This is a genomic window from Herbaspirillum sp. Sphag64 (assembly GCF_014192645.1).
Taxonomy (GTDB): Bacteria; Pseudomonadota; Gammaproteobacteria; order Burkholderiales; family Burkholderiaceae_D; genus Herbaspirillum.
This window is the reverse complement of record NZ_JACHYE010000001.1, coordinates 571,437-592,434: the sequence shown is the minus strand read 5'-3', so window position 1 is coordinate 592,434 and position 20,998 is coordinate 571,437. Positions and strand designations below refer to the sequence as shown.

The following is a 20,998-nucleotide window of genomic DNA, read 5'->3' as shown; positions in this document are numbered from 1 at the left end:
TGCTCAGTGGTATTTGTAAATTTTTGGCTGGCAATTGTAACTTGAGATTTCGAAGGAGCTTAAAACTCTTTAATATTATTTTGCATACTTCTCGGTATATTTTTTGTGATGATTGCCTGTTTTTGCAAGCTTTTATCAATTTCTCGTAGGATCGGTAGGAGGTAAATGTAAAGGCGAGAGCTGTGTGATTGCCCTCCGGTGATGTTGCACAGGTGCGTGTGGATAGAGGGGGCTACTTGCTCCAGCAAGCTGCCATCCAGCCTCTAAGCGGCTGTAATTGACTGGAAAGCTGGAGGTATTTTGGATTGAGTCGTGCTGCCATGGCGTAAAGATTAGATGCGAGCTGTTTATCCCAGATTCCTGCGTAACCTGGCAGGCCGGCATCGCGTCGCTGGTAATCAAATCTGACGCGCGAATGGACGAACTCTTCGTGTATTTTTTCACCGCTTGCGTAAGGAGCCAGCCAATCGAGTGCATCCTCCAGACTTGCTCGTTGTCCGTTTTTCATATCAAGCCAATCTTCGTTGCGCAGGCGCGCCGCTAACGCGGCTCTTGCCAAAGGCTCAAGGTCATACACCACATAGTGCAATGCGTCGCGCTCTTCAAAGTCGACGGTCGTACCATCGGCGTACAGATTGCGATTGAGGTGAGCTTGATATTGCGTTCGTGCACGCCTCCACATGCTGTCATCGCTCAATGCTGCCGCTGCCAGGGTCGCCAGTTTCACACGATGTGAATTCCAGTTATTGATCCAGCGTCCATCACTGAGCCTGAAGTCCCGCTCCATGCGCGTAAGATAGCCTTCGCCAAGCGCGCGGATGAATTGTTCTGCCGTCTTGCGTACGGTGGGGCTCAAATCATCGCGACTGATCGCATACGCATCAATGTAGGCATCCAGATTGGTTTCGTCGATCGGATTGAAACTTGGTTGATAGCGCGTTCCCCAGTCCGAGAGTAGGCGCGAAAGAGTATTCAGATCTTCACTCTGATGCTGTTGTCGCCACAGCAACGCCAGGTCGCGCATGACAGGCCAGTCTTTTTCTGCTTCCACACTCTGATCCCAGATGCCCTGATGTGGCAAGGTGCCTTCCGTATGCACGCGCTCGATAGCGCGCGATTCAGGTAGCAATTTTTGTCTGACCTCATTGCGCAGTGCGCTTAGATTGTTGCTGGCCCCTGATTCGCACCAGGAAATGCCTGCCGAGCTGGTGGCGCTGTAGCTCAGGGACAGTAGAGTCATCACGGTGTGGATGGCAATTGACTTCATTTTTCTGTTTTTTGGAAGTGTAAATGGCAGCTGTTCGCCGTCATATTGCCGATCGAAAAGGCGGCGCGGCCAATCCTGTTTTCTGCGTTACCGGCATTGTAAAACTGGATCAATTTTTTCATCAACGCTTTTGACTCGATTGTGGCGGGGATATTGATCGTTCGCCGCCATTCCAGTGTGGAGGAGGTTTTACAGCTCTTTGATACCTCCGATCAATACTCCTTCATTGTTACTTGAACAAGTGTTGAGAGGACGTACATGCTGTTGCCTTCTTAAAGAGTCGCTCAACTCTGTCGATAAATACCAAGTATGCGTATGCATGTTGAACAACGCGGGGAACGAATGCAAATTGGTGATGCAACTCAATCAACATCTGCCGGACTGGCTAGTCGTGGAGGTGCCATCAGTGTCAGATCAGATGTTGATTCTACTCAACTGGCACAATCGTCCCAGAAGCCCGAGTCTGCTTCGGACCGGGTGACGATTAGCTCAGCCGCCTTGCGTGCGCAGCAAAATGATGTAGGCTCAGCGACTGAGGATCATTCTGACGACAGCGTGGATGACAATGATCAGCCCTCTCTTGCAAAATCGTTTGTCTACGGATGTTTTCGTCTGGATCGTCCTCAACCAGATAGCCAAAGCAAGCCAACAGATGGCTACGATTACGGTCGCTGGATCGCCACCGCAGTGACGGTGGGTGCGGTCATTTCTGTGCTGGTATAAAAACCACGTTGAAGCTCAGGTTGCTCAAACCTGGTTTGGTGTACCTATCAGTGCGGATAAAAATGTCGATGCCTTCGGCCACCATATACCCAGGCCTTCTTCGCGACTGAACAGGTAATGCCCATCTTCGCCAAATGCCGGAAGCTGCACCAGAGTGGCGTTGCCGCCAGCTTGTTGATAGGCATCGTGCAGGCGTACGATAAACTCGGGGTGACTGGAGTGATCATTCTCTGTGTAAAACCACATCGAAGGTATACGCGTAGATTTTGCGTAGGTGGTGAAGGCAGTAATCCGTGCATCGAGCTTGGGGTCGCTGTTCAGATTATGCGGCCTCACCCCGCCGTGAAAATTGAGTCCACCCAGCACGCCCTGATCTGCCATGCTCAGATAGGCCATGGTGGAAAGTCCGCCAGTGGATTGACCAATCACCACCATGCGCTGTGGATCGACATAGTCCTGACTCTTCAGATAGGAAATGGCGCCATGAATATCGAGAGCGTTCTCCAGTCCGTAGTCTGTTAAATCGGCACCTTCCAGCCTGACCTGGCCACCCTCGGAATTTCCATAGCCACGCCGCATCGGCACTGCGACGGCGAATCCTTGCCCGACCAATGCGCGGCTAGCCGATATAAATCTGGCGCGTTCCCTGTTTTTGTCGGTGTTCTCGCTGGTGCCATGGTTAATGACGACCAATGGATGCCGGTTCGTTGTATCGGGCCGAAAGAGGGTGGTTTCGAGCTGATAGACTTTGCCTCTGATGAGGGCCGGAAGGCTGATGGTTTCTTCGTTTAAATCAACCTCGACATCGTTGTTTTTGGCCATCACTGATGGCACGTAGAGACTCGCCAGTGAAGTAATGAGCGCTAAGGAAAAATTTCTTCGGCTTATGGTATTGCATGTCCTGCCGTAGATGAGATGCTGCTCCATGACGTGGCTCCCAATTTCATCGTTGTGCTGATGATATCAATTCTGTTGACGCGTGCGAGTGCAAGAGTCTCCTGTGAGGGGCTTGATGCGTGTTATGTTTGTGGACGGGAGGAGGGCAGGCAATAAAAAACCCTCCGCTCTATGAGACTCGAAGGGTTTTGGTAGTGCTTTGGTGTTGCTAGTCATTCATCTGGTGCCGGGAGCCGGAATCGAACCGGCACGGTGTCACCACCGCGGGATTTTGAGTCCCGTGCGTCTACCTATTCCGCCATCCCGGCAACGCAAGACCGCGATTATGAATGATTTTGAATTCGAGAGCAAGCCCCTGGATTCAATAATTTTGCCGCTGCCGCGATGCAGCACAAACAGGTATCATCGGCGCCTCAGCCGCACCGAATTGAATAGTCGGGCCATCTTCTGAACCATCACCGCATGTCGAAAATCCGCGAAATAATTTCTGGATCATCATCTGGGCTGCCGCATTTTCAGGGCCCTCACTCGCTTGCGCGCGTGGCGCTGGCCGCATGCCTTAGTTTGATGGCTGCGGCACTGTCGACGGCGACGATTGCACCGGATCAGATTTTTTCGAACTCAGTGATGCGCGTGCAGATCGGTTTCTTCCTTGCGCTTGCTGCAGGAGGGACAGTTTTTCTCATTGCGCTTGCCTATGGTCAGGTCACCGCATTGTTTCCTGCCGGTGGCAGTGGTTATCGGATTGCTGGCAAGTTACTGGGAGGGCGTGCTGCTCTGATTGCGGGTGCCGCTCTGTTCCTTAACTACGTCGTGATGATCGATGTTGTCATCATGGCTGCAGTGGAGACGCTTAGTTCCTTGTTGCGGTTGGACTGGCAGCCCAACAAGCTGTGGCTGGGCGCGATCTTTCTTGCTGTTCTGGTGACCTTCAATTTGCGCGGTGTACGTGTGTCACCCCTGACACTGACTCTCTTTTCTTTGGCATTTGCAGCCACGCATCTGATTCTGATTTTTTATGGTGTTATGGCCCATGCGAATTCCTTTTCTGACCTGATTTCTGCTGCACCTGTTCATGTTGCTGCGTTGATCGACCAATTGGGCTGGTCAGGTTTGATTAGTGTGCTGGTGCCTGCGTATGCCCTGGGCGGCGTTAGTTATGCCGCTGTGGAGGCGCTGTCTGGCAGTGTGCATTACCGTCGTAGATTGCGTTTGGCAATCGGTAAGCTGTCGCTGTTGGTGGTGGTATTGATACTCGCCGTCATGGCGGCCGGGTTGTGCTTGTTGTATCTGTTGTGGGATGTGCATCCAGCAGCAGGGCAGACAATCGTGGCTACCATCTTTGCGGTACTCATCGACAGTCTTGGTGTGACGCCGCCGTGGTTGCATCAGTTGTTGCTGATCTGGGTTCTTGGCTTGCAGGTCTTGTTATTGCTGCTGGTTGCCAATCTGGGCTTTGCCGGTGGTAGAGCCATGCTGTCGCACATGGCGGCTGATTCATGGGTGCCGCATCAGTTTCGTTATCTCTCAACGCCTTTGGTGTCGCAAAACGGTGTTTTCCTGATGGCGTTCGTCGCATTGGTCACCTTGGCATGGGCTGGTGGCGAACTAGACACCTTGATGATTGTTTATTCGTTGTGGGGCTTGCTGGCGATGACCATCTCATTGTCGGCATTGTGCCGTTACTGGTGGTTACGGCGACGACTTGTAAACTCCTGGCATTGGCAGTTGAGCCTCTCGGTGATAGCGTTGGCGATATCGGTACTGGTGCTGGCGCAAATGTTACTGATAAAGCCTTTCAATAGCACGGGAATGGCGATCATTTTGCTCCTGGTACTGTCCTTGCTATGTTTTTATATTCGCGCAAACTATCGCCAGACAAAGCGCGCCATTCGCGCGCTGGATCAAGTGTTTGCAAGCCAACCCTTCGGCATGAATCTATCGTCCGTTCCGGTGCAGCCTGAGGCGCCGACAGCGGTCTTCATTGTAGGGACTTCACGCGGCAGTGGCCTGCATGCGCTGCTCTGGGTGCAGAGAATGTTTCCCGGACATTTCAGGAATTTTATTTTCGTCAATGCGCGCACTGCTGCCATCGTGGCGGATGCTGGTGCTGATACCTTGACGCATATTCGCGTCGAGGCGAATGCGACCTTGCAATTTTTTGTGGAGTTCTGTCGCAGCCATGAACTTGCTTCGGCTGCTTATCTCGGTTTTGGTAGCGATGCGGTGGAGGAGGTGAGCAAGCTCTGTCAGGAAGTGAGCAAGGATTATCCGCAATCCATTTTCTTTGCCAGCAAGCTCATTTTTGATCAGGATAACTGGTTCATTCGCTTGCTGCATAATCAGGCAGCACTGGCTATTCAGCGTCGCTTACACACCAATGGTCTGCAGATGTTGATCCTGCCGATGAAGCTCTGAGCGGGTTCGCTTGCGCTTACTTGCCGCAAATCGCCTTGATCATCTGGGCGCCGGTTGAGCCAGGGACAGTGTCTTGCAACTTGACATCTCTGAAGGCGAGATAAGGTGAGAACAGTGCGCCGCCCTGTGCATCGCTCTTGGGGTACATGGTGCGACTGCCGAAGCCGATGCGCTTGCCGTCGCAATCCAGATAGGCAACCGAGACTTCAGAAGAATAGTATCTGTCATGGCCTTGCAGGGGTTGTGGTTCAGCCCAGTTGAGCAAAACGTTGGCCTGCAAAATTCCGCTACTGGTAGAAACGCTGGTCTTATCTACGTAAAAGCTGCCGAAATCGTTGTTGCCAATCAGGGACCATTGCGCGGCAAATGCCTGGTTCGATGCGAGTAGCAAGGCCAGTACTACAAATCTCATTATGTTCCGTTCGATCAAGAAAGTTGTGCTCAGGAAAACATGAATGCCAGCATCGCTGCATCATCTTCCAGCAAGATCAGCAGCGTTACCGACCAAAGCATCGTGTAAGCCGTTGTGATGAAGAAAAGTCGGGCGAATCGGGGGTTCATAGTCGTGCTGCGTATTTTAAGCGCCAAATGCTACCACGACCTGTCCCGTCTGTATCTTCACTGTATCGGCTGCATCGAGAGGCTTACCCGAATGCTTCCTGCAAGCTCAGAATTCTTCCGGTATCGGTGGCATCGTATCCGGCTAACTGGTTCACGGCGTTTTGCAATGCCGGAGATTGCATTATCTCGACCACGGACTGCACCAACGGATCTGACAATGACGCGCTGGGCAGTGCGAAGAAATATCTTTCTCTGACCAGAGGAATAAAATCCAGGCCAAAGCGTTGGGCAGCTGTTTGCACACCGAAACCAACATCGGCCATCCCGCTGGCGATAAATGCCGCGACCGCCGAATGGGTAAATTCGGTGTTTTCAAAACCATGGATTTTCTTGTGGGAGATGCTTCGCTCGGCCAGCATCAACTCCAGCAGCATCCTTGTTCCGGAGCCGGCTTCTCGATTGACGAAGCGCAAATCACTGCGTTGCAGGTCGTTTAGTTCGCGTATCTCCTTGGGATTGCCCTGTGCAACGAAGAGCCCCTGGCTGCGCACGGCGAGATGAATCAGGCAGTCGCTGCTCTTGTTTAGCCATTTAGCGTAGCGTGCCATCGCTGGCCTTTCGAATTCTCCGAGTGGCACGTGAAAGCCGGCCAGGTCGCATTCCTGGCGGGATAAGGCGGCGACTGCATCGGTACTGTGTCGGTAGCGCACCTCGACCGGCAAACCGGCATGATTGAACATATTCAATAAAGCAGCCACGGCAAACCCATGGCTGGCATTGAGTCGAACTGCCTTTGACTTGCCCTCGACAGTCTTGCCCAGCTCGATTTCCAGTTCTGATGCCAAACTATCAAGAGTTGGTGAAAGACGTGCGCTCACCATGCGGTCGGCCCACAATAGTTTGCTGGCAAAAGGAGTCAGTGTTGTTCCACGACCACGTCCGCTGGCAATTAATGCGTGTCCGAACGCTTGTTCGGAGGCGCGCAGCAGGCCCCAGGCGTGCCGGTAAGAATGTTGCATTTGTTCGGCAGCCTTCGCAATTGAGCCACTGCTTTGGATGGCGACCAGTAGTCTCAGCAGGTCCGTCGTGTCGAGAGGTTTATTCTCGCCATGACCTATTTCCCAGTGTGGTTTGATGCTAACCTTAATCATATATATGTAATTTTTATCATATTGAATGCCGGTAACATCAATGATACCTTCGCACCAGTACGTGCAGTAAATAAAAATATCGGCAATCTGTTGCATAAATAACTACTTCATATAAGTAATATTTTGCATAAAGGCTGATTTATTGCGACACGCCTTTCATTGCTAAGAGACACCATTCTAAGGAGGGATAAATGGCCTTCAATTTCCTAGAGAAAGAACACACTATCGCCAAGCCAGGCTTCAATCGCTGGCTTGTTCCGCCGGCTGCGCTGGCAATTCACCTTTGTATTGGGATGGCTTATGGCTTCTCAGTATTCTGGCTACCTTTATCCAAGGCGCTAGGGATCAAGGATCCAATTGCCTGTAGCGCTGATACGGGTTTTTTTGAACAGATATTTTCGACATCCTGCGACTGGAAGATTTCCATGTTGGGTTGGATGTACACGATGTTCTTTGTGTTGCTGGGTGTTTCCGCAGCGATCTGGGGCGGCTGGCTGGAACGCGCCGGTCCACGCAAGGCTGGCGTAGTTGCTGCATTGTGCTGGTGCGGTGGCTTGCTGATCTCCGCATTTGGTGTGTATCACCATCAGATCTGGATCATGTGGATCGGCTCCGGGGTGATCGGCGGTGTCGGTCTCGGTCTGGGTTATATTTCGCCGGTATCGACCCTGATCAAATGGTTCCCGGACCGTCGCGGGATGGCGACTGGCCTTGCGATCATGGGCTTTGGTGGTGGTGCGCTGGTTGGCTCTCCGTTGGCGGTAGGGCTGATGAAGCATTTTGCTTCGCCGACATCGGTCGGGGTGTGGCAGACCTTTGCTGTGATGGCCGTGATTTATTTTGTTTTCATGATGGGAGGTGCGCTGGGTTACCGTGTGCCACCAAGCGGTTGGAAACCAGCGGGCTGGACGCCACCGGTGACTACCAACAATACGATGATCACGCAGAATCACGTTCACGTGAAGAAAATCTGGGGTATTCCGCAATTCTGGCTGGTCTGGGCAGTGTTGTGCCTGAATGTATCCGCAGGCATTGGCGTCATCGGTATTTCATCGCCGATGTTGCAGGAAGTGTTTGGCGGTCATCTGCTGGGATTGAATGTTGGCTTCAATGACCTGTCAACTGAGCAAAAAGCCGGCATTGCGGCAATCGCTGCAGGCTTCACCGGGTTGATCAGTCTGTTCAACATTGGCGGTCGCTTTGTCTGGGCTTCCTGCTCCGACTTCTTTGGCCGCAAGATGACATATGCGATTTTCTTCGTGCTCGGTGTCGTGCTGTACGTGAGCTTGCCATGGTCTGCGAAGTCGGGTTCCATTGCCTTGTTCGTCGCCGGTGTATGCATCATCTTGTCGATGTACGGTGGTGGCTTTGCAACGGCACCGGCTTATCTGGCCGATCTGTTCGGGACTCAGATGGTCGGTGCCATTCATGGTCGTCTGCTGACTGCCTGGTCAACCGCCGGGATTCTCGGACCTGTGGTGGTCAACTACATGCGTGAGTATCAACTGTCGCTGGGGATGCCGCGAGAGTCGGTGTACAACACGACTATGTATATCCTGGCGGGCATGCTGGTGCTGGGCTTGATCTGCAACCTGCTGATTCGTCCGATTGCTGCCAAGCACTTCATGACACCAGAAGAATTGGCTGTTGAGAAGCAACTGGCCCATGAGAAATCTTCCTCGGACAAGGGTGTTGCATTGACTGCTGCAGAAATGGATCAGGTTGGCCGCGGGGGCAGTCCGATCGTCATTGGTGCCGCATGGCTGGCCGTTGGTATTCCACTGGTATGGGGTATTACATTGACGTTGGAAAAAGCCGCAGTATTGTTTAAGTAATGCCCAGCGTTGGTTTGTTCTGCCATTCATCGTACTGATGCATGGCAGAAACAAGTAGCAAGCCGGGGTGGTACGCCTATTTGGCCCCCCGGGATGAATAAGTAGTGTTCTGGTCCGACCCGATGAGTATTTGTAGGCAGGGAGAACATGAAGTCTGTTTTATCTCTCTTGTCTGTACCTGGAATAGGTGGTGCCTGCTGCGCCATTGAAGTCCGGTTTGATTCATCAAGGATCTGAGCACTACAAAGACTGTTTGAGTGCCGGCAAAAAAACAAAGCATCGCCGGCTTGAGTCAGTAGTGTAGCGGGAGACCAGACGATGAACAGACAGCAGCCTTTCGATATTGGCGCGGTACAACAAGTCATAGCCGAGCGCAGTGGCTTGCAGGGCGCAATGTTGCCGATTTTGCACGGAATTCAAGAGGCAGTCGGTTTTGTTCCCGCCGATGCCGTGCCGATGATTGCCGATGCACTCAACGTCTCACGCGCGGAAGTGCATGGCGTTATTTCCTTTTATCACCATTTTCGACAGCAGCCACCCGGGCGCCATGTCGTCCAGATATGTCGGGCCGAGGCTTGTCAGTCAGTCGGCTCCGAGGCGCTCGCAAAACATGCCGAGAGTTTGCTCGGTTGCCAATTTCATGAAACAACGAAAGATGGTCAATTCACGCTGGAGCCGGTGTATTGCCTCGGGCTGTGCGCCTGTGGTCCGAACCTGACCTTCGACGGTGAGTTGCATGCTCGCGTCAGTACGAGCAAATTCGAGCAGCTTCTGCAAGCAAAGCGAGGTACATCATGAGTCTCCCCGTGACTGTCTATGTACCGCGCGACTCCGCAGCGATTGCTTTGGGAGCAGATGCTGTTGCGGCAGCTATCATGCAGGAAGCCGAGCGACGGGGCGTTGATATGCATCTGGTGCGCAATGGTTCGCGCGGCATGTTCTGGCTCGAACCGCTGGTCGAAGTGGTAACGCCACAAGGGCGCGTGGCATATGGGCCGGTAACGCCGTCCGATGTGCCAGGCTTGTTCGATGCTGGCATGTTGCAAGGACATTCGCATGCCCTTGGATGTGGCCTGACTGAGGAAATCGGCTACCTGAAAAATCAAGAGCGCTTGACCTTTGCGCGTGTCGGCATTACTGACCCGATATCGCTGGAGGACTATGTTGCGCATGAGGGGTATGCAGGTCTCAGGCGTGCGCTGGGCATGAGCGGCGACGGCATTATCCAGGAAGTGCTCGATTCAGGGTTGCGGGGTCGGGGAGGTGCAGCCTTTCCAACAGGTATCAAATGGAAGACTGTCGCTGGTGCCCAGTCCAGCCAGAAGTACATCGTCTGCAATGCCGATGAAGGCGACTCCGGTACCTTCTCTGACCGCATGGTGATGGAGGATGATCCATTTGTTCTGATTGAAGGCATGACCATTGCCGGTATCGCGGTTGGGGCAACGAGGGGTTATATCTATGTTCGCTCAGAATATCCTTATGCCATTGCAGCACTCAACGAAGCAATTGCTGTGGCAGCAGCAGCGGGCTATCTAGGGAACAATATTCTTGGCAGTGGCAAGGCTTTTCTGCTTGAGGTGCGAGTTGGTGCCGGCGCCTACATCTGCGGCGAAGAAACCGCCTTGCTGGAAAGTATCGAGGGTCGTCGTGGCATGGTGCGGGCAAAGCCACCGCTGCCAGCATTACAGGGATTGTTCGACAAACCGACCGTCATCAACAATGTCATTACATTGGCCACGGTCCCGATCGTGATGGCACGTGGTGCGACTTTCTACAAGAACTATGGCGTTGGCCGGTCACACGGCACCTTGCCGTTTCAACTGGCGGGCAATATTCGCTATGGCGGATTGGTCGAGAAGGCGTTCGGGCTGACCCTGCGTCAACTTCTTGAGGATTTCGGTGGTGGCAGTGCCAGTGGCAGACCAATCAGGGCAGTGCAGGTCGGCGGGCCGCTAGGTGCCTATATGCCACAGCAACAGTTTGATACGCCACTGGACTATGAGGCCTTCGCCGCAATTGGTGCCATGGTAGGCCACGGTGGGCTGGTTGTGTTTGATGAGGGGGTCGACATGGCACAGCAAGCGCGTTACGCGATGCAGTTTTGCGCGATTGAGTCCTGTGGCAAATGCACCCCTTGCCGGATTGGGTCAACGCGCGGTGTGGAGGTGATCGATCGCATCGTCGCCAACGAGAACCGCCCGCAGCAAGTGCATCTTCTGCGCGATCTGTGTGACACCATGCTCAATGGTTCACTGTGTGCCATGGGAGGCATGACGCCTTATCCGGTGCTGTCTGCCTTGAACCATTTCCCCGAAGATTTCGGTGTGGCCCCACCTGCCCAACACGCTGCCTGAGGCTAGCCATTCCCTGTCATAGTTAGGAGTTGTTGTCATGAATCAGCTCAATGGAATCGATTACGGCACGCCTGCACGTGTCTCGGAGCAGCAAGTTACGTTGGAAATAGATGGCGTCAGTGTCACCGTGCCAGCAGGTACATCTGTGATGCGTGCTGCTGTGGAGGCTGGGATCAACGTGCCCAAGCTGTGTGCAACCGATAGTCTGGAGCCATTTGGCTCGTGCCGGCTCTGTCTGGTGGAGATTGAGGGCAAGGATGGGCGTCGCATGAAAGGCTATCCGGCCTCTTGCACCACGCCTTGCGAATCCGGTATGAAAGTACAGACTCAAACGCCGAAACTGGCTGATATCCGGCGTGGCGTGATGGAGCTTTACATCTCGGACCATCCTCTGGATTGTCTGACTTGCCCTACCAATGGCAACTGCGAGTTGCAGGATATGGCTGGTACGGTTGGCTTGCGTGAGGTGCGCTATGGTGATGAGGGCGAGAATCATCTGGCGATGAAGAAAGATGAATCTAATCCCTACTTTACCTATGATCCGTCCAAATGCATTGTCTGTAATCGCTGTGTGCGTGCTTGTGAAGAAACCCAAGGTACGTTTGCACTGACGATCAACGGCCGCGGTTTCGAGTCCCGCGTCTCAGCTGGTCAGATGGAAAGCTTTATGGAATCGGAGTGCGTCTCTTGTGGCGCTTGTGTGCAGGCTTGTCCGACTGCGACTCTGACCGAGAAGACTGTGATCATGCTGGGGCAGGCTGAACATAGCGTGACCACAACCTGCGCCTACTGTGGGGTTGGCTGCTCGTTCAAGGCCGAGATGAAAGGTAATCAGGTGGTGCGTATGGTGCCTGCCAAGGATGGCCAGGCCAATCATGGGCATTCCTGCGTCAAGGGAAGATTTGCCTGGGGCTATGCAACCCACAAAGACCGTATTACCACACCGATGATCCGCAGCAAGATCACCGATCCCTGGCGAGAAGTGTCATGGGAAGAAGCACTCTCCTATGCCGCCAGCGAATTCCGCCGGATTCAGCAAAAGCATGGCAAGGATTCGATTGGCGGCATCACCTCATCGCGTTGTACCAATGAAGAAACCTATCTGGTCCAGAAGCTCGTGCGTGCTGCCTTCGGCAACAACAATGTCGACACCTGCGCGCGCGTCTGTCATTCACCGACCGGTTATGGTCTGAAGCAAACCTTGGGTGAGTCTGCTGGTACGCAGACGTTTGATTCCGTCATGAAATCGGATGTGGTGATGATCATTGGTGCCAATCCGGCTGCAGCGCATCCTGTATTTGCGTCGCAGATGAAACGTCGGCTGCGCCAAGGTGCGAAGTTGATCGTGATCGACCCGCGTACTACCGAAATGGTCAAGTCACCACATATTGAGGCTGATTTTCATCTCAAGCTGCGCCCAGGCACCAACGTTGCTGTGATCACGGCGCTGGCACATGCGATATTGTCAGAAGGCTTGCAAAAGGAAGACTATATTCTCGAACGTTGTGATGTGCAGTCTTATACAGCGTGGAAAGAATTTGTATTACGGCCAGACAATTCGCCGGAAGCAATGGAAGCCATCAGTGGCGTTCCTGCAGCCGAGATTCGCGGTGCTGCGCGCTTGTTTGCCACTGGTGGCAACGGTGCCATTTACTACGGTCTGGGCGTGACTGAACATGCGCAGGGATCAACCATGGTGATGGGTATTGCCAACCTGGCGATGGCCACTGGCAATGTCGGGCGCGAGGGTGTTGGCGTGAATCCGTTGCGAGGTCAGAACAACGTGCAGGGTTCCTGCGATATGGGCTCATTCCCGCATGAGCTGCCGGGTTACCGGCATATTTCTGATTCGACTACGCGCTCCCTGTTTGAGCAGGCTTGGGGTGTCACGCTGAATCCGGAGCCTGGTTTGCGTATTCCCAATATGTTCGAAGCGGCGCTTGATGGCAGCTTCAAGGGCCTGTATTGCGAAGGTGAAGATATTGTCCAGTCTGATCCCAACACGCAGCATGTGGCAGCGGCATTGGAATCGATGGAGTGTATTGTGGTGCAGGACTTGTTCCTCAACGAGACCGCGAAATATGCACACGTATTTTTGCCGGGTTCGTCTTTCCTCGAAAAGGATGGCACATTCACCAATGCGGAGCGGCGTATTTCTCGTGTGCGTAAAGTCATGCCTGCGAAGTCAGGTAAGTCTGACTGGGAAGTCACTGTTGCATTGGCGGCAGCATTAGGCTATCCAATGTCATATCAGCATCCATCTGAAATCATGGATGAAATTGCCGCACTGACGCCTAGTTTTCACGGTGTCAGTTACGACAAGCTTGAGCGTATGGGCAGCCTGCAGTGGCCATGCAACGAAGCGGCACCGGAAGGAACGCCGATCATGCATATTGGTGCTTTCGTACGCGGCAAGGGCAAGTTCATCAATACCCAGTACTTTGCCTCTGAAGAAAAAGTGACCCAGCGCTATCCGCTGATCCTGACGACCGGTCGCATTCTGTCGCAATATAATGTGGGTGCGCAGACAAGGCGTACTGAAAACTCGCAATGGCACAGTGAAGACCGGCTGGAGATCCATCCCCATGACGCCGAAGATCGAGGCATTCGGCAAGATGACTGGGTTGGCATTGAATCACGTGCCGGACAGACAGTGCTGCGGGCCACTGTCACGGAGCGGGTGCAGCCGGGCGTGGTGTACACCACCTTCCACTTTCCGGAGTCGGGTGCCAATGTGATTACGACCGACAATTCGGATTGGGCGACCAATTGCCCTGAGTACAAGGTAACAGCGGTCCAGGTGATGCCGGTGTCGCAGCCATCAGAGTGGCAGCAGGAATATCAACGGTTTCACAAGCAGCAACTGGATCTGCTGCAAGGCGATGCGGTCGCGCCGGATGTGCTGGTCACCAAGTAATCCGGGTGTTGATCGTATCTGGGTCCTTGTCGTGCAGTGCGCTACTCGCAATAGTATTTTGAAGGTGAATCAATGAGTGCATGCACAATGGCTCCGATCAGCGCAGAGGCGGCTGACTTTCCTACCTCGACCGCTGTAGCGGTCGAGAAGTGGCGTGATGGCCTATGTGAGCCACGACAGGATGTCGTTGCGGAAGAGGTGCCGATTGCTCTTGAGTACAACGGGATTTCTCATGCCGTCATGATGGCAACACCTGCCGATCTGGAAGATTTTGCACTTGGTTTTTCGCTCACCGAGGGCATTTTGCGTGATCCGAGCGAGCTTTACGAATGCGAGATCGTTCCTGGCGCAGAGGGAATTCAGGTGCAGATGCGCATCGCGACCGAGCGTTTTGTTGCGCTCAAGGAGCAGCGTCGTAATTTGACTGGTCGCACCGGATGCGGCTTGTGCGGCGCAGAAACACTTGCGCAGGCGGTGCGACATCCACCTCCAGTTGGTAGTGAAAACTTGCGGTTTTCAGCAAGTACTCTGCATGCAGCGCTCGACGCGATGCAGGCGCAGCAGCAATTGCAGCAGGCAACCGGAGCCACACATGCTGCGGCATGGCTTGCCGCCGATGGTACCCTCATCATGGTGCGGGAAGATGTTGGTCGTCACAACGCACTCGACAAGTTGATCGGTGCACTAACCCAAGCAAAGCATGATCTCGGCGCAGGTGCTGCCATCATCACCAGTCGCGCCAGTTATGAAATGGTGCAAAAGGCTGCGACCGTCGGGATCGGCTTCATTGCTGCTATTTCGGCGCCGACTGCACTTGCCATCCGGCTGGCGCAAGAGACGGGCGTCACGCTGGTCGGCTTTGTACGGCGCCAGGGGCACGTTGTTTATGCAGGGGCACAACGGTTGGAGTGAGATGGTTGCGCTTGGGAAAAGTTAACGTAGTCAGAGCTGCAAAGGAAAGATCATGAACATAGCGCATTTGATCAAGATGGCGAACCAAATCGGCGCCTTCTTTTCGACCATGCCGGATCGCCAGGAAGCGACCAAGGATCTGGCTATGCATATCAAACGTTTCTGGGAGCCGCGCATGCGGCGTGCATTGCTTCAATACGTTGAACAAGATGGCGGTGCACAACTCAGTGAGATCGTGCTTGAGGCCGTCAGAACGCATGGCGTAGAGTTGCAGGTTTGCGACGCGTGAGATTTTGTATTTTGTTGTTTTTTAGAGTTTTCAACAGTTTTTTTGCCAAATTTTTTACGTACTGTTATCTTGCAATCTGTTGCCGGGAAAGAGGTAAGGGTTGTCGTACTTTTGAGAATGGCATGCGGCTTTTATCTTATGCCCTGAGTCTGGCAACAGCAGATTAAAATCAATAACGAATAAATAATAAAAATGCATTCGCAAAGCCGAATGCATTGGAGTGGGACAACAGCAGATCACAGCCGTGTATAGCGACCTGATAAAGGTGCTCCTTGATTCGTTTATTGCTCGCTCCCGGAAGGCTTGCCAACTGCTTGCTGTGACGTCGCGAATTGACGGGAGGAGAGAAGATGTTTGTCTTGACCTGCTTGTTCACATCCATTGACCTGGCCGATCCCGGTTGCGTTTCCCCCTTCTTGCTTTTTGCAGTGCAATGAAAGCGTCGCTGACAGCGCCGATTGTCGTTACTTCTTCCTCCTATGGTGCAGAGTTTGTGCGCGAAGTGGGACATGATCATCTGATCTCCATCATCGCCGCTGCAGGAGCTTCCGGTGTTGAGATTGATCGGCAACTGCTTCCGCCGTCGCCGGATTTGGTTCAATTGCGCAGCTTGCTCGATGAACATCGTTTGTTTTCGGTTTATGCTGCGCCACTTGTTCTGTTTCAGCCGAATGGTTCTGTTGCGCGTGACCAGCTTGATGAGCTCATGCTGGAGGCGCAGCAACTTGGGTGTCGCTACGTCAAGCTATCTCTGGGTGATTTTTCTCCGCTCAGCGATATGCTGGAATGTTCCCGCTTTGTCGCGCAGGCACCAGTGCCATTGTTAATTGAGAATGACCGTAGCAGCCACGGTGGCAAGCTTGATGCCATCGCCAATTTTCTGGCAGTCTGCTCCGGAACTGGTGTCGCAGTGGGGATGAGTTTTAACATGGGTGACTGGCATTGGCGTGGTGTGGATCCAGAGTTGGCTGCACGTATTCTGGCCAGGCATGTGATGTATGTGCACTGCTCATCCGTGAAGAAAAATGGGGAGACATTGGAGACGGTTGCTGTTGATGAGGATGATTCGTCATGGCAGCGATTGTTGGCGTATTTTCCGCGAGGTGTGCAGCGCGCAATTGCGTTTCCACTGGCAGGGCACGACCTCGAAGCGTTGACTCGCCATTACGTTGGCATCCTGAAGTCGGCATAGTCGGCATAACTTGCCGGGCTCTGCTTAGCCTATAAAATTGCGAGCCTTCCGAGGTTAAGGCTGCATTCTCGTCATTGCTTATTTGCAATGCTGAAAAATCGCTCAAAAATCCCCTCAAGGGTCTTTCGCTGTGGCGATTTAGTGTGTATGCTTCAGTCATTAAAAAGAACGATCGTGCTAAATTTCAGTGGTCGGTCTGATTTGCTTTTATAATCACGACTCAGTTTACGTATACGTCAATTCGATTTTTCCAAGGACCAGGCGATGAAAGTATTAGTTCCCGTGAAGCGGGTAGTGGATTACAACGTCAAAGTACGCGTCAAATCCGATGGCAGCGGTGTTGACATCGCTAACGTCAAGATGTCGATGAACCCGTTCGATGAAATTGCAGTGGAAGAAGCAACCCGCCTGAAAGAGGCTGGTAAGGTGACTGAAGTCATCGCCGTTTCCTGCGGTGTCACACAATGCCAGGAAACCCTGCGCACTGCGATGGCCATTGGTGCAGATCGCGGCATTCTGGTGGAAACACCTGCGGAACTGGACCTGCAGCCACTGGCTGTGGCCAAGCTGTTGAAGGCGCTGGCCGATAAGGAGCAGCCACAGCTGATCATTCTCGGCAAGCAGGCCATCGATGATGACAGCAATCAGACCGGTCAGATGCTGGCAGCGCTGCTGGGTTGGCCGCAAGCCACCTTTGCCTCGAAAGTTGTGGTGGAAGATGGTCAGGTCAGCGTCACCCGCGAAGTCGATGGAGGTCTGGAAACACTATCGTTGACTTTGCCTGCCATTGTGACCACCGACTTGCGTCTCAATGAGCCACGCTATGTGACGTTGCCCAACATCATGAAGGCCAAGAAAAAGACGCTCGATATCATCAAGCCTGAAGATATCGGTGTTGATGTCACTCCGCGCGTGAAAACACTGAAGGTGGCTGAGCCAGCCAAGCGTAGCGCTGGCGTCAAGGTGCCCGACGTGGCAACCCTGGTTGCCAAGCTGAAGACCGAAGCCAAAGTCATCTAAGCGCCATCGTAGCGACATCAAGGAAAAGATCATGACAGCACTCGTCATTGCAGAACACGACAATCTGAGCCTCAAGGGCAGCACTCTCAATACCGTTACCGCCGCAGCGCAAGCTGGCGGTGACGTTCATATCCTCATCGCAGGCCACAACGCGAAAGCAGCGGCAGATGCTGCTGCGCAGATCGCAGGCGTGACCAAGGTCCTGTTGGCGGATGCGCCACAATTTGCCGATGGTCTGGCAGAAAACGTCGCCGAGCAGGCATTGGCTATCGCCAAGGATTACAGCCATGTGCTGGCACCTGCAACGGCCTACGGCAAGAATATTCTGCCGCGCGTTGCGGCGAAGCTGGATGTTGCGCAAATCTCCGAAATCACCAAGGTGGATAGCGCGGACACATTTGAGCGTCCCATCTATGCCGGCAATGCGATTGCGACCGTACAGTCGACCGACAGCGTCAAGGTGATCACGGTACGTACAACCGGATTCGATGCCGCCGCTGGCGGTGGTAGTGCGCCAGTCGAGGCGATTCCTGCGGTAGCAGATTCCGGCAAATCACGTTTTGTGGCGCGTGAAGTGGCCAAATCGGATCGTCCTGAACTGACCGCAGCGAAGATCATCGTTTCTGGTGGTCGTGGCATGGGTTCGGCTGACAGCTTCAAGATTCTGGAGCCGCTGGCCGACAAGCTCAACGCTGCAATGGGTGCTTCCCGTGCTGCGGTTGATGCCGGCTATGTTCCCAATGATTGGCAGGTCGGTCAGACCGGCAAGATCGTTGCGCCACAACTGTATATCGCTATCGGTATTTCGGGTGCGATTCAGCATCTGGCGGGGATGAAGGATTCGAAGGTCATCGTCGCCATCAACAAGGATGAAGAAGCACCGATTTTCTCGGTGGCCGATTACGGCATCGTCGGTGACTTGTTTGAGATTGTGCCGGAATTGGTTAAGCAGTTGGGTTGATCACTCTCTCAGCAACGGCCCTGTCTTCTGACAGGGCCGAATTGTTTCGAATATCAATGCTGAATGATTTGGCATAGTGCAGCGAAAGACTGCACGATATCTGCGTGCTGGACGGCGCAAAAAAATTTCGTTTTGAGGATCAGGAGTTGAGATGAGCTACGTTGCACCATTGAAAGACATGTTGTTCGTCATGAACGAACTGGCTGGTTTGTCGGCAGTCAATGCATTGCCAAACTGCGAGGATGCGACGCCGGAAACGGTCGAGGCAATTCTGGAAGAAAACGCCAAGTTTTGTGGTGAAGTGATTGCGCCACTGAATCACTCTGCGGACAAGGAGCCCAGTTTTTGGCACGACGGCAAAGTCACGACCAGTAAAGGCTTTAAGGAGGCGTTCAGGCAGTTTGCCGACGCTGGCTGGCAAGGCGTGCAACATCCAGTCGAATTCGGTGGCCAGGGCTTGCCCAAGTTGGTGGCAACTCCCTGTATCGAAATGCTCAATTCTGCCAATCTCTCGTTTGCGTTGTGCCCGTTGCTGACGGACGGCACCATCGAAGCCTTGATGACCGCAGGTAGTGATGAGCAAAAAAAGACCTATCTGGAGAATTTCATCTCCGGCAAATGGACTGGCACAATGAATCTGACCGAGCCACAGGCCGGCTCTGATCTGGCGCTGGTACGAACACGGGCGGTGCCGCAGGGTGATGGTACCTACAAGATTTCCGGAACCAAGATTTTCATCACCTTTGGTGAGCATGATATGGCCGAGAATATTGTCCATCTGGTCTTGGCTCGTACGCCTGATGCTCCTGAGGGAGTCAAGGGTATCTCCCTGTTTATTGTGCCCAAGTTCCTGGTGAATGCTGATGGATCGTTGGGGGCGCGCAATGATGTTCATTGCGTGTCGATCGAGCACAAACTGGGTATCAAGGCGAGCCCGACAGCCGTGTTGCAGTTTGGAGACCATGGCGGCGCCACCGGTATGCTGGTCGGGGAGGAAAACCGCGGCCTCGAATATATGTTCATCATGATGAACGCTGCGCGCTTTGCTGTTGGCATGCAGGGTATCGCTGTTGCTGAGCGTGCTTACCAAAAAGCAGTGGCGTATGCCAAGGACCGCCTCCAGTCGCGCGATCTGGCTGGTTCGGCCGGTGCTGTCACTATCATTCATCAGCCCGATGTGCGTCGCATGTTGATGTCGATGCGTGCCCAGGTTGAGGCTGCCCGTGCCTTGGCCTATGTTGCTGCAGCGGCTTCCGATGCTGGTCATCACCACGCTGATGAGGCAACCCGCAAGGCGAATCAGGCTTGCTATGAATTCCTGGTCCCCATCGTCAAAGGCTGGTCGACCGAAGTCTCGGTGGATGTCACCTCAACCGGTGTTCAGGTCCATGGTGGTATGGGCTTCATCGAGGAAACAGGTGCCGCGCAGTACTACCGTGATGCGCGTATTTTGCCGATTTATGAAGGCACCACGGCAATTCAGGCCAATGACCTGGTTGGTCGCAAGACGGTACGTGATGGAGGTGCTGTTGCGCGTGACCTGATCGAGCAGATGCGTGCGACGGAAGCCCAGCTCGCTGCAATCGATTCAGGTTCCTACGCTCAGGATCTGGAGGTCATTCGCAAGCGCCTGGCAGATGCGGCTTCCTCGTTTGAGGCTGTGGTCGCTTATGTTGTTGCCAACTTCAAGGCTGACATCAAAGGTGTTTTCGCTGGTAGCGTACCTTATCTGAAACTCTCTGGCGTGGTGCTGGGTGGCTGGCAAATGGCGCGCGCAGCGTTGGTGGCTGCCGGTAAGTTGCAAGCAGGCGATGGTGATGCATCATTCTACAAGGCGAAAATTGTCACCGCGCGGTTTTACGCTGACCACATCCTGACACAGGCAGTTTCACTGCAGGCAGCTATTGTTGAGGGAAGTGCTGGCGTGCTGGCGTTGACGGAAGATCAATTCTGATCTTGGTCGGTTTTGCAGGGCGAGTGTGCAACTCGCCCTGTTAATGTTGTAAGTGTGAAATCTATTGCGCCTCGGGTTCAACCGTAGGCGCCGCCTGTATAGAGCAGGTCGAAGCTACGCGCCATGAATGCGATGATGGCGGTGGCACCGATGGCCACTGTCAATACCAGGATCAGTGCCAGTATCCAGTGCGACTCTGATTTTTTTTCAGAGCTTGGATTGTGTTTGGCATCCCATTGTTCATCCGGAGTCAGGCCAATTTTGAGCGCTTCTGCGAAGCCAACCAAGATCGACAGAACAAATAATAGCCCTGCGAACAGTGGTTGCGCATTGCTTAGTATTAAGATCGCTAATCCTGAGACTGGGAGGCTCGCAGCACGCAGCCAGGCTAGCCAGTCGTTTTTTCCATATAGATAGAAGCGATGCAGGCCGATCCCTCCAAGGACGGCAGCGAGAAGGGTGGCTAGCGTCTTGTTGCGGTGCGAAGTTGTCATTGGGCACTTTATTGGTTGCAAGAGTGTAGGCAATTTAGCATTCAACTCGA

General features: G+C 53.5%; 17 protein-coding genes and 1 tRNA gene. 12 read left to right on the top strand and 6 right to left on the bottom strand.

Annotated features, from left to right (window positions below; all coding sequences use genetic code 11):
• Nucleotides 1–232: 232 nt before the first annotated feature.
• Nucleotides 233–1,267, bottom strand: a complete 1,035-nt coding sequence (locus FHW66_RS02605) for an alginate lyase family protein (RefSeq protein WP_183378135.1) — start codon at nt 1,265–1,267, stop codon at nt 233–235.
• A 342-nt stretch (nt 1,268–1,609) separates the two neighbouring features.
• Between FHW66_RS02605 and FHW66_RS02600 the strand changes: the two genes are divergently transcribed.
• Nucleotides 1,610–1,990 (top strand): hypothetical protein, encoded by a 381-nt coding sequence (locus FHW66_RS02600; RefSeq protein ID WP_183378134.1) that lies wholly within the window; start codon nt 1,610–1,612, stop codon nt 1,988–1,990.
• Nucleotides 1,991–2,014: 24 nt separating this feature from the next.
• Here the strand turns inward: FHW66_RS02600 and FHW66_RS02595 are convergent, their stop codons facing one another.
• On the bottom strand, nt 2,015–2,917 hold the full coding sequence (locus tag FHW66_RS02595) for a dienelactone hydrolase family protein (protein WP_183378133.1): 903 nt from the start codon (nt 2,915–2,917) through the stop codon (nt 2,015–2,017).
• 191 nt (nt 2,918–3,108) lie between these two features.
• A tRNA-Leu gene (locus FHW66_RS02590) sits at nt 3,109–3,195 on the bottom strand.
• Between the two features lie 259 nt (nt 3,196–3,454).
• Between FHW66_RS02590 and FHW66_RS02585 the strand changes: the two genes are divergently transcribed.
• Nucleotides 3,455–5,305: an amino acid permease gene (locus FHW66_RS02585; RefSeq protein WP_255458780.1), complete on the top strand. Its 1,851-nt coding sequence runs from the start codon at nt 3,455–3,457 to the stop codon at nt 5,303–5,305.
• A 16-nt stretch (nt 5,306–5,321) separates the two neighbouring features.
• On the opposite strand, the gene FHW66_RS02580 is transcribed toward FHW66_RS02585, so the two are convergent.
• Both FHW66_RS02580 and FHW66_RS02575 read right to left on the bottom strand, forming a co-directional pair.
• Entirely contained in the window at nt 5,322–5,717 is a 396-nt protein-coding gene (locus FHW66_RS02580) for a surface-adhesin E family protein (protein ID WP_183378131.1), read from the bottom strand.
• 232 nt (nt 5,718–5,949) lie between these two features.
• Nucleotides 5,950–7,017 carry a substrate-binding domain-containing protein gene (locus FHW66_RS02575; protein ID WP_183378642.1) on the bottom strand — a complete coding sequence of 356 codons (1,068 nt, stop codon included), beginning with the start codon at nt 7,015–7,017 and terminating at the stop codon, nt 5,950–5,952.
• A 191-nt stretch (nt 7,018–7,208) separates the two neighbouring features.
• On the opposite strand from FHW66_RS02575, the gene FHW66_RS02570 reads away from it, so the two are divergent.
• The 10 genes from FHW66_RS02570 (at nt 7,209) to FHW66_RS02525 (ending at nt 20,454) form a co-directional block, all read left to right on the top strand.
• Nucleotides 7,209–8,852, top strand: a complete 1,644-nt coding sequence (locus FHW66_RS02570; RefSeq protein WP_183378130.1) for an OFA family MFS transporter — start codon at nt 7,209–7,211, stop codon at nt 8,850–8,852.
• A gap of 318 nt (nt 8,853–9,170) precedes the next feature.
• A complete protein-coding gene (locus tag FHW66_RS02565) occupies nt 9,171–9,650 on the top strand; it encodes a formate dehydrogenase subunit gamma (protein ID WP_183378129.1) in 480 nt (159 codons plus the stop codon).
• Nucleotides 9,647–11,209, top strand: a complete 1,563-nt coding sequence (locus FHW66_RS02560; RefSeq protein ID WP_183378128.1) for an NADH-quinone oxidoreductase subunit NuoF — start codon at nt 9,647–9,649, stop codon at nt 11,207–11,209. The genes FHW66_RS02565 and FHW66_RS02560 overlap by 4 nt, the downstream gene beginning before the upstream one ends.
• Nucleotides 11,210–11,246: 37 nt before the next feature.
• Nucleotides 11,247–14,126 carry a formate dehydrogenase subunit alpha gene (fdhF, locus tag FHW66_RS02555; protein ID WP_183378127.1) on the top strand — a complete coding sequence of 960 codons (2,880 nt, stop codon included), beginning with the start codon at nt 11,247–11,249 and terminating at the stop codon, nt 14,124–14,126.
• Between the two features lie 72 nt (nt 14,127–14,198).
• On the top strand, nt 14,199–15,038 hold the full coding sequence (gene fdhD, locus FHW66_RS02550; RefSeq protein WP_183378126.1) for a formate dehydrogenase accessory sulfurtransferase FdhD: 840 nt from the start codon (nt 14,199–14,201) through the stop codon (nt 15,036–15,038).
• Between the two features lie 52 nt (nt 15,039–15,090).
• Entirely contained in the window at nt 15,091–15,327 is a 237-nt protein-coding gene (locus FHW66_RS02545) for a formate dehydrogenase subunit delta (protein ID WP_183378125.1), read from the top strand.
• Between the two features lie 433 nt (nt 15,328–15,760).
• Nucleotides 15,761–16,519: a sugar phosphate isomerase/epimerase gene (locus FHW66_RS02540; protein ID WP_255458779.1), complete on the top strand. Its 759-nt coding sequence runs from the start codon at nt 15,761–15,763 to the stop codon at nt 16,517–16,519.
• Nucleotides 16,520–16,783: 264 nt separating this feature from the next.
• Nucleotides 16,784–17,539 carry an electron transfer flavoprotein subunit beta/FixA family protein gene (locus FHW66_RS02535; RefSeq protein ID WP_183378124.1) on the top strand — a complete coding sequence of 252 codons (756 nt, stop codon included), beginning with the start codon at nt 16,784–16,786 and terminating at the stop codon, nt 17,537–17,539.
• Between the two features lie 31 nt (nt 17,540–17,570).
• Nucleotides 17,571–18,500 carry an electron transfer flavoprotein subunit alpha/FixB family protein gene (locus FHW66_RS02530; RefSeq protein ID WP_183378123.1) on the top strand — a complete coding sequence of 310 codons (930 nt, stop codon included), beginning with the start codon at nt 17,571–17,573 and terminating at the stop codon, nt 18,498–18,500.
• Nucleotides 18,501–18,651: 151 nt separating this feature from the next.
• Nucleotides 18,652–20,454 carry an acyl-CoA dehydrogenase gene (locus FHW66_RS02525; protein ID WP_183378122.1) on the top strand — a complete coding sequence of 601 codons (1,803 nt, stop codon included), beginning with the start codon at nt 18,652–18,654 and terminating at the stop codon, nt 20,452–20,454.
• Nucleotides 20,455–20,531: 77 nt separating this feature from the next.
• On the opposite strand, the gene FHW66_RS02520 is transcribed toward FHW66_RS02525, so the two are convergent.
• Entirely contained in the window at nt 20,532–20,948 is a 417-nt protein-coding gene (locus FHW66_RS02520) for an NINE protein (RefSeq protein WP_183378121.1), read from the bottom strand.
• Nucleotides 20,949–20,998: the final 50 nt, after the last annotated feature.

What these genes read in the sequence shown, in the direction of transcription:
- FHW66_RS02600 (WP_183378134.1), top strand. Translation starts at nt 1,610, where the DNA reads ATGCAAATTGGTGATGCAACTCAATCAACATCTGCCGGACTGGCTAGT.
- FHW66_RS02545 (WP_183378125.1), top strand. Translation starts at nt 15,091, where the DNA reads ATGAACATAGCGCATTTGATCAAGATGGCGAACCAAATCGGCGCCTTC.
- FHW66_RS02605 (WP_183378135.1), bottom strand. Translation starts at nt 1,267, where the DNA reads ATGAAGTCAATTGCCATCCACACCGTGATGACTCTACTGTCCCTGAGC.
- FHW66_RS02565 (WP_183378129.1), top strand. Translation starts at nt 9,171, where the DNA reads ATGAACAGACAGCAGCCTTTCGATATTGGCGCGGTACAACAAGTCATA.
- FHW66_RS02540 (WP_255458779.1), top strand. Translation starts at nt 15,761, where the DNA reads ATGAAAGCGTCGCTGACAGCGCCGATTGTCGTTACTTCTTCCTCCTAT.
- FHW66_RS02595 (WP_183378133.1), bottom strand. Translation starts at nt 2,917, where the DNA reads ATGGAGCAGCATCTCATCTACGGCAGGACATGCAATACCATAAGCCGA.
- FHW66_RS02535 (WP_183378124.1), top strand. Translation starts at nt 16,784, where the DNA reads ATGAAAGTATTAGTTCCCGTGAAGCGGGTAGTGGATTACAACGTCAAA.
- fdhD (WP_183378126.1), top strand. Translation starts at nt 14,199, where the DNA reads ATGAGTGCATGCACAATGGCTCCGATCAGCGCAGAGGCGGCTGACTTT.
- FHW66_RS02525 (WP_183378122.1), top strand. Translation starts at nt 18,652, where the DNA reads ATGAGCTACGTTGCACCATTGAAAGACATGTTGTTCGTCATGAACGAA.
- FHW66_RS02580 (WP_183378131.1), bottom strand. Translation starts at nt 5,717, where the DNA reads ATGAGATTTGTAGTACTGGCCTTGCTACTCGCATCGAACCAGGCATTT.
- FHW66_RS02530 (WP_183378123.1), top strand. Translation starts at nt 17,571, where the DNA reads ATGACAGCACTCGTCATTGCAGAACACGACAATCTGAGCCTCAAGGGC.
- FHW66_RS02585 (WP_255458780.1), top strand. Translation starts at nt 3,455, where the DNA reads ATGGCTGCGGCACTGTCGACGGCGACGATTGCACCGGATCAGATTTTT.
- FHW66_RS02520 (WP_183378121.1), bottom strand. Translation starts at nt 20,948, where the DNA reads ATGACAACTTCGCACCGCAACAAGACGCTAGCCACCCTTCTCGCTGCC.
- FHW66_RS02560 (WP_183378128.1), top strand. Translation starts at nt 9,647, where the DNA reads ATGAGTCTCCCCGTGACTGTCTATGTACCGCGCGACTCCGCAGCGATT.
- fdhF (WP_183378127.1), top strand. Translation starts at nt 11,247, where the DNA reads ATGAATCAGCTCAATGGAATCGATTACGGCACGCCTGCACGTGTCTCG.
- FHW66_RS02570 (WP_183378130.1), top strand. Translation starts at nt 7,209, where the DNA reads ATGGCCTTCAATTTCCTAGAGAAAGAACACACTATCGCCAAGCCAGGC.
- FHW66_RS02575 (WP_183378642.1), bottom strand. Translation starts at nt 7,017, where the DNA reads ATGATTAAGGTTAGCATCAAACCACACTGGGAAATAGGTCATGGCGAG.